The 7818-nt window shown below is 63.0% G+C and carries 7 protein-coding genes and 1 pseudogene; 4 read left to right on the top strand and 4 right to left on the bottom strand.

What is annotated here, in order from left to right:
• Positions 1-486, top strand: a pseudogene (locus KW83_RS21600) (transposase); the annotation flags it as partial.
• A 247-nt stretch (positions 487-733) separates the two neighbouring features.
• Here KW83_RS21600 and KW83_RS16705 read toward each other — a convergent pair.
• From KW83_RS16705 to mntR, 4 genes are all read right to left on the bottom strand, one after another.
• Positions 734-1270 (bottom strand): helix-turn-helix transcriptional regulator, encoded by a 537-nt coding sequence (locus KW83_RS16705; protein ID WP_036181236.1) that lies wholly within the window; start codon positions 1268-1270, stop codon positions 734-736.
• Positions 1267-1851: a cytochrome b/b6 domain-containing protein gene (locus KW83_RS16700; RefSeq protein WP_051928608.1), complete on the bottom strand. Its 585-nt coding sequence runs from the start codon at positions 1849-1851 to the stop codon at positions 1267-1269. Before KW83_RS16700 ends, KW83_RS16705 begins: the two co-directional genes overlap by 4 nt.
• Positions 1852-1858: 7 nt before the next feature.
• The gene (locus KW83_RS16695) at positions 1859-2110 is read right to left on the bottom strand and encodes a PepSY domain-containing protein (RefSeq protein WP_036181235.1); all 252 of its coding nucleotides are present in this window, start codon (positions 2108-2110) and stop codon (positions 1859-1861) included.
• Between the two features lie 124 nt (positions 2111-2234).
• Positions 2235-2681, bottom strand: coding sequence for a manganese-binding transcriptional regulator MntR (mntR, locus tag KW83_RS16690; protein WP_036181233.1), 447 nt, complete (start codon positions 2679-2681; stop codon positions 2235-2237).
• A gap of 161 nt (positions 2682-2842) precedes the next feature.
• Between mntR and KW83_RS16685 the strand changes: the two genes are divergently transcribed.
• From KW83_RS16685 to asnB, 3 genes are all read left to right on the top strand, one after another.
• On the top strand, positions 2843-4132 hold the full coding sequence (locus tag KW83_RS16685) for an Nramp family divalent metal transporter (protein ID WP_036181231.1): 1290 nt from the start codon (positions 2843-2845) through the stop codon (positions 4130-4132).
• A 335-nt stretch (positions 4133-4467) separates the two neighbouring features.
• A complete protein-coding gene (locus KW83_RS16680) occupies positions 4468-5595 on the top strand; it encodes a glycosyltransferase (RefSeq protein ID WP_051928607.1) in 1128 nt (375 codons plus the stop codon).
• Between the two features lies 1 nt (position 5596).
• Positions 5597-7549, top strand: a complete 1953-nt coding sequence (gene asnB / locus KW83_RS16675) for an asparagine synthase (glutamine-hydrolyzing) (protein WP_036181226.1) — start codon at positions 5597-5599, stop codon at positions 7547-7549.
• Positions 7550-7818 lie beyond the last annotated feature (269 nt).

Below are 7818 nucleotides of genomic sequence, written 5' to 3'. Positions count from 1 at the left end.
GTGTATAAGATCTCTGCTCCGGGGTCTGCCGATCGACCGGCCAAACCAAGCCTGGTGCGCGGATATCGCCTGCATTCCGATGCGGCGGTCGCGATCGTGGACCGGGCGACACGCCGGGTGCCGGCATGGCGGCTGTCGAACGCCATGGACGCCGAGTTTCGCATCGAGGCACCGGACGATGCTCTTCCGGGGCTCTTCGGCTCCGGGCGACCGGATTCGACACGGACCAGGGCAGCCAATTCACCAGCCCGCGGTTCACGCAAGCCCTGCCGGATGCGGCGGTGAAGGTCTGGGTGGACGGCCGCGCTCCGGATGGACAACGTCACGATCGAGCGGCCATGGCGGTCCCCGAAACACGACTGCGTCTGCCTGCGCGCCTTCGAAACAGGGTCCGCGGCACGGGCGGACATCGGCAGGTGGATCGACGTTCACAACACCGAGCGCCCACACTCCGCGCTCGGCGGACCGATAGAGGCCCACCAGGGCCCCGGTCTGAAGGCGGCACGATCAACCGGCAAGCCTGGCAGCGCCGCCAACCTGTCCGGGAACCGGGCGCCACCTCAGGGCCCCTATGGAGACGAATTTCTATGCAGCCTTGCGCTCGGTTTGATGACCGCAGCCGCCACGCCGAGAAACGGGCCGGCTGCAGAACCGCTGCCGTTGTCTGCGTCGAGCCCACCGGGCCGCACCTACCCAATACGTGACAGGGTATGGCTCTTTCGATGCCGTGCCGTCATGCCTTGAGATCCCCTCCGTCTTGCCGACCCTCACCGGCCAGCAACTCATCGAGAAACACACTGAACAGCTGGGCGCGACTCTCGACACCGGCCTTTGAATAGATGCGCGTCGATTGTGCCCTGACGGTTCCCGCCGCGGTCCCGCGAAGTTGCGATATCGCCTCGTTGTCGAATCCTTTGAGAATGAGCAGCCCAACGTCTTTTTCTGATGGCGTCAGATCCCACTCCTCAAAAAACGCATCTATGATTTCTGCCATCTCGCCGCGGGCGGCACGCAGCCCGCGATCCAGTTGTTCCATACGGGTCATGATCTTGCGCAATTCGATCATAAGAAAAACGACGCCGGCAATCAGTACGAGCGTTGCAATCGCCTCCATATAGAAATGGACCTCACTCAGATACTTGTCGGACTTGAAGTCGGAAACGACATCGCTGAAAAAGAATGCGGCACAGAGCGCCTGCACCAGAATGATGACGGCGAGCGTCGCTGCCCGCCGCCTGTCGTTCCTGGAGAGTTGCAGACCGTTTTTCATTCGACCGGCGTATCGTTCGGGATGCGCTTGGCGCCGTGTATCATCGCCTGAACAAGCGGGACACCCGAACGCCATATATCGAAGGCAACCCCCAGGATATGGGCTGCAATCGACACCAGCAACCAGTCATATGCCAGCTCGTGCGCCCGCTCTACCCAGACGACACCGAAGAACCTTATCGTGCCCATCATGTAGCCGGTCGTTGCGATCAACAGCAGCGTCGTCCAGATATTGTAGACCATCAAGGCTCCGAGCGGATTGTGTGACAGATGCACGGTCTTGTCACTGCGTCGCATTTTTTTCACGTAGTCCAGTGCCCGAAACGGATTCGGTGGGAAGGCCGCGAACCGCGCGGGCCGAGTGCCGATCACCCCCCAGAGCAGTCGGACCCCGACAAGCACCAGCATCGTGTAGCCCGCCCAAAGGTGGAGTTGGCTGTCTTTCGCGACGATGGCGGCGTTGATCACAACCATGAGGACGACGCCCCAGTGGATCAGGCGGACCAACGGATCCCAGACCTGAATCGTCTTGCCGCTGCGGGCGCTGTCGCGCCCGCTGCCAAGATAGTGTTCCCTCAGCATGACGGGATCACTTCGCCACGATTCTCGTGACCTGACCTGTTGCCGGATCGACGAACACTTCGCTGAGCGTGTCGCCCATCACGGCATAGGCTTCGATCTCGCCATCTTCCATCTTCACCTTGCGGACGTCATAGCCCATGTCGACAAGGCTGGCCTTGACCTCGTCCATCGTCGTACCAAGCTGGGCGTCCTTTGTGACTTCCGCGGCAAGAGCGGGCAGGGCGGCGACCATCGCGGTGGCAATCAAAAACTTGCGCATGTCTTATCCTTTCGGGTTGAGCCGCGACCGGGTCGCGGCGGTGCCCTCCAGATGCGGTCAAGGATCGAAGTAAAACAGCGGCATGTAGCTTATGCGACGCTGTATAAGCGCCAGCGTACGAGACCTAGGGGCGATGATCTGCCGCGAGCCGGTTCGCCAGATAATCCTCGAACGCGGTCAGCGTATGGCGGGACACATGATGTTCGATCCCCTCGGCATCCATTTCGGCGACGTCCTCGGGGACCCCGACAGCCACGAGAAATGCGACGACCGTACGATGCCGCGCTCTGACCCGCATTGCCAGCGCCGCGCCCGTTTCGGTCAGGAACACGCCACGGTACCGCCGCGAGGTGGCCAGCCCCTCGCGCTTGAGCCGGGCGATCGCCTTGGTCGCGGTCGGTTGGGCCACCCCCATTCTCTGCGCCAGATCGGCGACACGCGCCTCCCCCAACTCCTCGTGAAGATCCCCGATCATCTCCACGTAGTCCTCAAGCAGCGCGACGGACTGGGCTTCGCGCGCGCGCGCGAAATGGTCGGCCTGCTTTTTATCGGAAGGGCGTGTGTTCGACATGTGTCCTGTCAGCGAACGGTGTTGGCGGAGCTACCCTATAGCCATGGCTGAGTATTTCACCAACCGAAACTGGATCAGAACATAACACGACCATATAGTGCCCCTTGCAGTAATTATAGCCATAGCTATGTTTCGGTCTTCGAAACTTGCCGGAAGATGCCATGCAGAACCTTACCAACAGAACACGCAGCGGCATCGCGGGTGTCCTGAGCGGGGAGCGCCGGGGATGGCGGAGCAAACTGGTCTTCGCCGGACCGGCGATCATCGCCTCGGTCGCCTACATGGATCCGGGCAACTACGCGACGAACATCCAGGCGGGTGCGGGATACGGGTATTCCCTGCTGTGGGTGGTACTTCTTGCGAACCTCATCGCGATGCTGTTCCAGGCGCTTTCCGCGCGGTTGGGCATCGTGACAGGCAAGAATCTTGCCGAACTGTCGCGTGACAATTTCCCGAAACCGGTCGTGTGGATCATGTGGGTCATCAGCGAAGTGGCGGCGATGGCCACGGATCTGGCGGAATTTCTTGGCGGCGCGATCGGGCTGTCGCTTCTGTTCGGGCTGCCGTTGCTCGTCGGCATGGTCATCACCGCGATCGTGACTTACGCGATCCTCATCTTCGAAGGCCAGGGCTTTCGCCCGATGGAGCTGATCATCGGTGCGATGGTGGGCGTGATCGGCCTGTCCTACCTTGCGGAAATGCTCATTGCCCCGGTCGACTGGGCTGCGGCGGGTCTTGGCCTGATGCAACCGATGGTACCCGACGCCGCGGCCCTGACCATCGCCGTCGGAATTATCGGGGCCACGGTGATGCCGCATGCGATCTATCTGCATTCAGGCTTGATGCAATCGCGCGCGGACATCCGAAACGATCGGGATCGGCGAAAAATCCTCAACTATTCCAACGTGGAGGTCGTTCTGGCGCTGGCTGTCGCGGGCATGGTCAATATCGCGATGGTCATCATGGCCGCCAGTGCCTTTCACCAGGGATATTCTGAGGTCGCCGAGATCGAGACCGCGTATCACACCCTGACGCCGCTGCTGGGTGCGGCGGCGGCTGGCATGTTCCTGGCCTCTCTCATCGCTTCGGGCATATCCAGTTCTGTCGTCGGGACCATGGCCGGGCAGATGATCATGCAGGGATTCCTGCATTTCCATGTTCCGATCTGGATACGCCGTCTGGTGACCATGGTGCCCGCCTTCGCGGTTGTCGGCATGGGTGCTAACGCGACGCAGGCGCTTGTCATGAGTCAGGTCGTCCTTTCCATCGCGCTTCCGGTCCCGATGATCGCTCTGATCATCTTCTCGTCGCGCCGGGACATCATGGGCGATTTCATCCCCGGCGTAACCTTGCGCCTTCTGGCAAGATTGGGGGCCTGTGCGGTTCTGGCGTTGAATTTCGTCCTGCTTGCGGCTGTGTTCGGCATTCCCATCCCATTCCTGGCCGCGTAGAGAACCACACAGGCAGTCTGGCCATGCACTCCCGACCGACCGGCAAAACGAGCCGTCGCACCGCGGTCGACGGGTTTCCGCGGCGCACCTCGCGCCCCGGCTCCAGCGCGGGGCCGCGATTGCCGAAATCCTTGGGTCCCGGCCGCCTTCGCAGGGATTTGTCCTTTGTGCGCTCACGGTAGGCGAGATCTGCCGATCTTATTCGTGTTGAGCCGGAAATCGCCTGCTCGGTGGTCCAGTACGTCTTTCGGATAGGGGTCCGGCCCGATGAACAGTGGCTGTGTACACTGCAAGGTTTCAGGTACTGACGAGGATCGTGCAGCGAAGGGCGCCATATGCAGATTCACGTTATCACGGATTTCGACTCGATGGACGGCGCGCAGACAATGCTCGCTCGCATCCTGCGCGACGGCGCGGGGTCGAAAGTCGTGGTGGTGTCCTTGAACACCGTGTCGGACCAGGCGCGAGAGAGGATCGCCAATCCCGACATCCAGTTCCACGCCTTGAACATCGTGGGTGTCTCGACAGCACCGGCAGGCCTGTGGAAGCTGGCCAGAATCTTCCGGCGCCATCGCCACGCGACGATCCTGTGCTGGATGTATCACTCTGCCATCTTCGGTCTGGTCGCGGCGCGCCTCGCCGGTCATCGTGGCCGGATTCTATGGACCGTGAGACAGGCGCTGGACGATACAAGCTCGATGGGGCGCGGATTGCGGTCCGCTGTACATGTGGCCGCGCGGCTGTCGCGTCGCTGCGACGGGATCGTTTACAATTCGGAACGGGCCCGCAGCCAGCACGCGGCGGCCGGATTTGACGACCGGCGGGCATTGGTCATCCCGAACGGGGTCGAAATCCCTTCCGCGCCTGACCACTCTGCGCGGCAACCACGTGTTTTCGGTATCGCCGCGCGCCACAATCCGCAGAAGGACCATCCGACCTTCCTGGCCGCAGCGGCAAGACTGGCGCGTGAGATGCCCGATGCCCGGTTCATCGCGGTGGGGCCCCGAATGACACCGGACAATCCAGAACTCGCAAGGCAGATCCGAAGCGCCGGCCTGGATCCGTCGCGCGTCGATCTTCGGGGACCGGTCTCGGACATCAGCGCGTTCTACACCGAAATCGACGTGCTCGTCCTGTCATCCCGGACTGAGGGGTTTCCGAACGTGGTCGCCGAAGCCATGTCCTTTGGACGGCCCGTCGTGACGACCGATGTGGGCGACGCGTCCGCGATTGTCGGGGACACGGGAACGGTCGTGCCGCCGCGGGACGCCGGGATGCTTGCCGATGCGATGCGGCGGATGGCGCAGATCTCGCCCGAACGGTACGCAGATCTGTCCCGCCGGGCAACGCAGAGAATTCGCGGCCGATACGCACTGCCCGACGTCATCGCCCAGTACCAAAGTGTCATGGAAGACAGGGAGGCGGCTGTGAGCCCCGCGCGCGACCCGCTGGAGATCCGATAGCATGTGCGGAATTGCCGGCTTTATGGAGTCCAGATCACGCGACCGGGGACAGGCACGTGCGATCGCGGGCGCGATGACGGCCGCGATCCGGCATCGCGGCCCTGACGGCGACGGCCATTGGATCGATCCCGAGGGCCGCGTCGCCCTTGGGCATCGTCGCCTTGCGATCATCGACCTGTCGGAGACCGGTGCGCAGCCGATGCGCTCGGAGAGCGGCCGGTTCGAGATCGTCTATAACGGTGAGATCTACGGTTTCGCCGCCCTGCGGGCCGATCTCGAAAGACAGGGAGCGGTATTTCGCGGGCATTCCGATACGGAGGCGCTTCTGGCCGGCATCGAAAGGTACGGAGTCGAAAAGACGTTGCACAAGGCGAACGGAATGTTTGCCTTCGCCGTTTTCGACCGGCAGACCCGACGCGTGATCCTTGCCCGGGACAGGTTGGGAAAGAAGCCGCTTTACGTCGGCGTTTCCGGCGGCAGCCTCTGCTTTGCGTCCGAACTGAAAGCACTGCGTGCCCATCCGGCCTTCGCCGCGCCGACGACAGACCGGCGTGCCCGGGCGCTTTATCTGCGCTATGGCTATGTTCCGGCCCCCCACTCAATATATGAGGGCGTCATCAAGATGCCGCCCGGTCATTGGGTCGAGCTGTCGGTCGACGCGCCCCCCCGCGGCGTCCAGGATGTCCTGGACACCGCGAAACGCTTCTGGTCGTTCGACGCGGCGGTTGAGCGCGGGCGGTCCGAACCGATCACCGACCCGCGTGAGGCGCTGGAGCGCCTGGATGCCCTGCTGTCCCGTGCGACGGCGGAGAGGCTGGTGTCGGACGTGCCGGTTGGCGCTTTTCTGTCCGGCGGCATCGACTCCAGCCTGATCACCGCGATGATGTGCGAACAGGCATCGCGAACCGTGTCGACCTATACGATCCGGTTCGACGACGAAGACGTGAATGAGGCCGATGCTGCCGCCAAGACAGCCGCCTTCCTGGGAACGGCCCATACAGAGATGACCGCGACGGCCGCTGACGCGCTTGCCCTTGTCCCGGAGATGCCGGACGTTTTCGATGAACCGCTGGGCGATCCGTCGCAGCTTCCGACACTTCTGGTTTCGCGGCTGATCCGGTCCGAAGTCACGGTGGCGCTGTCGGGCGACGGCGGCGACGAATCCTTCGGAGGATACAATCGTTACTGGGCTGCGCAGAAGCTCGACAAATACCTTCGATACCTTCCGGGCGGCGCGTTCGGGGCGATCCAGCGCTTTCCGGATCGGCATATGGAACGCGCCGTGGCGCTTGCCGGGGCGGCGCTGCCGGGTCGCATCGGCCGGCAGATCAGTTCGGACAGACTGAAGAAGCTCGCCACCATCGCCGCGGCGCCGAGCTTTCGCGCCCGGTACGACAGATCCTTCACGATGTGGTCTGATGCGGATCTCAACGCCGACGCGCGCCTTGGCGCGAGCGGGCCGTTCGAGACGCAGGACGTCTCCGGGTTGCGCTCGAAAGTCGATCAGATGATGGCGCTGGACACCGCGATCTATCTTCCGGACGATGTGCTGGTGAAGGTGGATCGCGCCTCCATGGCCGCATCGCTTGAGGTGCGCTCGCCCCTGCTCGACTACAATGTGGTGGAATTCGCCTGGGCAATGCCACGCGACCTCACACTGAACGCCGGGGTCGGCAAGGTCGCGCTTCGCAAGCTTCTTGAGCGCAGGCTTCCGAAAGAGCTGTACGATCGTCCGAAGAAAGGGTTCGGCATTCCGGTCGATGCCTGGATACGGGGACCGCTGCGGGACATGGTCGGCGACGCGGTCAGCCCTGACAGCCTTGCGCGGATCGGGGTGCTCGACCCCGACTGCGCCGTGAAGAAGTTCTCCGAGCACATGGCCGGCAGCCGCAACTGGGGCCGCCACCTCTGGGCGCTGACGATGCTATCGACATGGCAGAGCCGTTGGGAGTGAGCCCAGAGATCCGGCCGGTTGCGGATCGCGCGTAGGAAGGGGCGCCAGCATCGGCCGGCCGCCAGCCCGCTGCCCAGTTTGCGCCGCACCGAAAACAAGTTCGTCACTGGCATGACCGAGATGGCTAGCGCCAGCTGTTGCAGCGACTTCTGGACGGGATCGTCGAACCGGCCCTCCGGGAGAAAAATTCGTGGCGGCACTCGCTGGGCTGGCCCGACAGAAGTCGACGGACCAGAAGATGCGAAACTCCGACGCGCCGGCCCGCCCCC

This window comes from Palleronia rufa, assembly GCF_000743715.1.
In the GTDB taxonomy this organism is placed as follows: domain Bacteria; phylum Pseudomonadota; class Alphaproteobacteria; order Rhodobacterales; family Rhodobacteraceae; genus Palleronia; species Palleronia rufa.
Note: the sequence above shows the minus strand (reverse complement) of the source record. Positions and strands in the feature narration are given on the sequence as shown.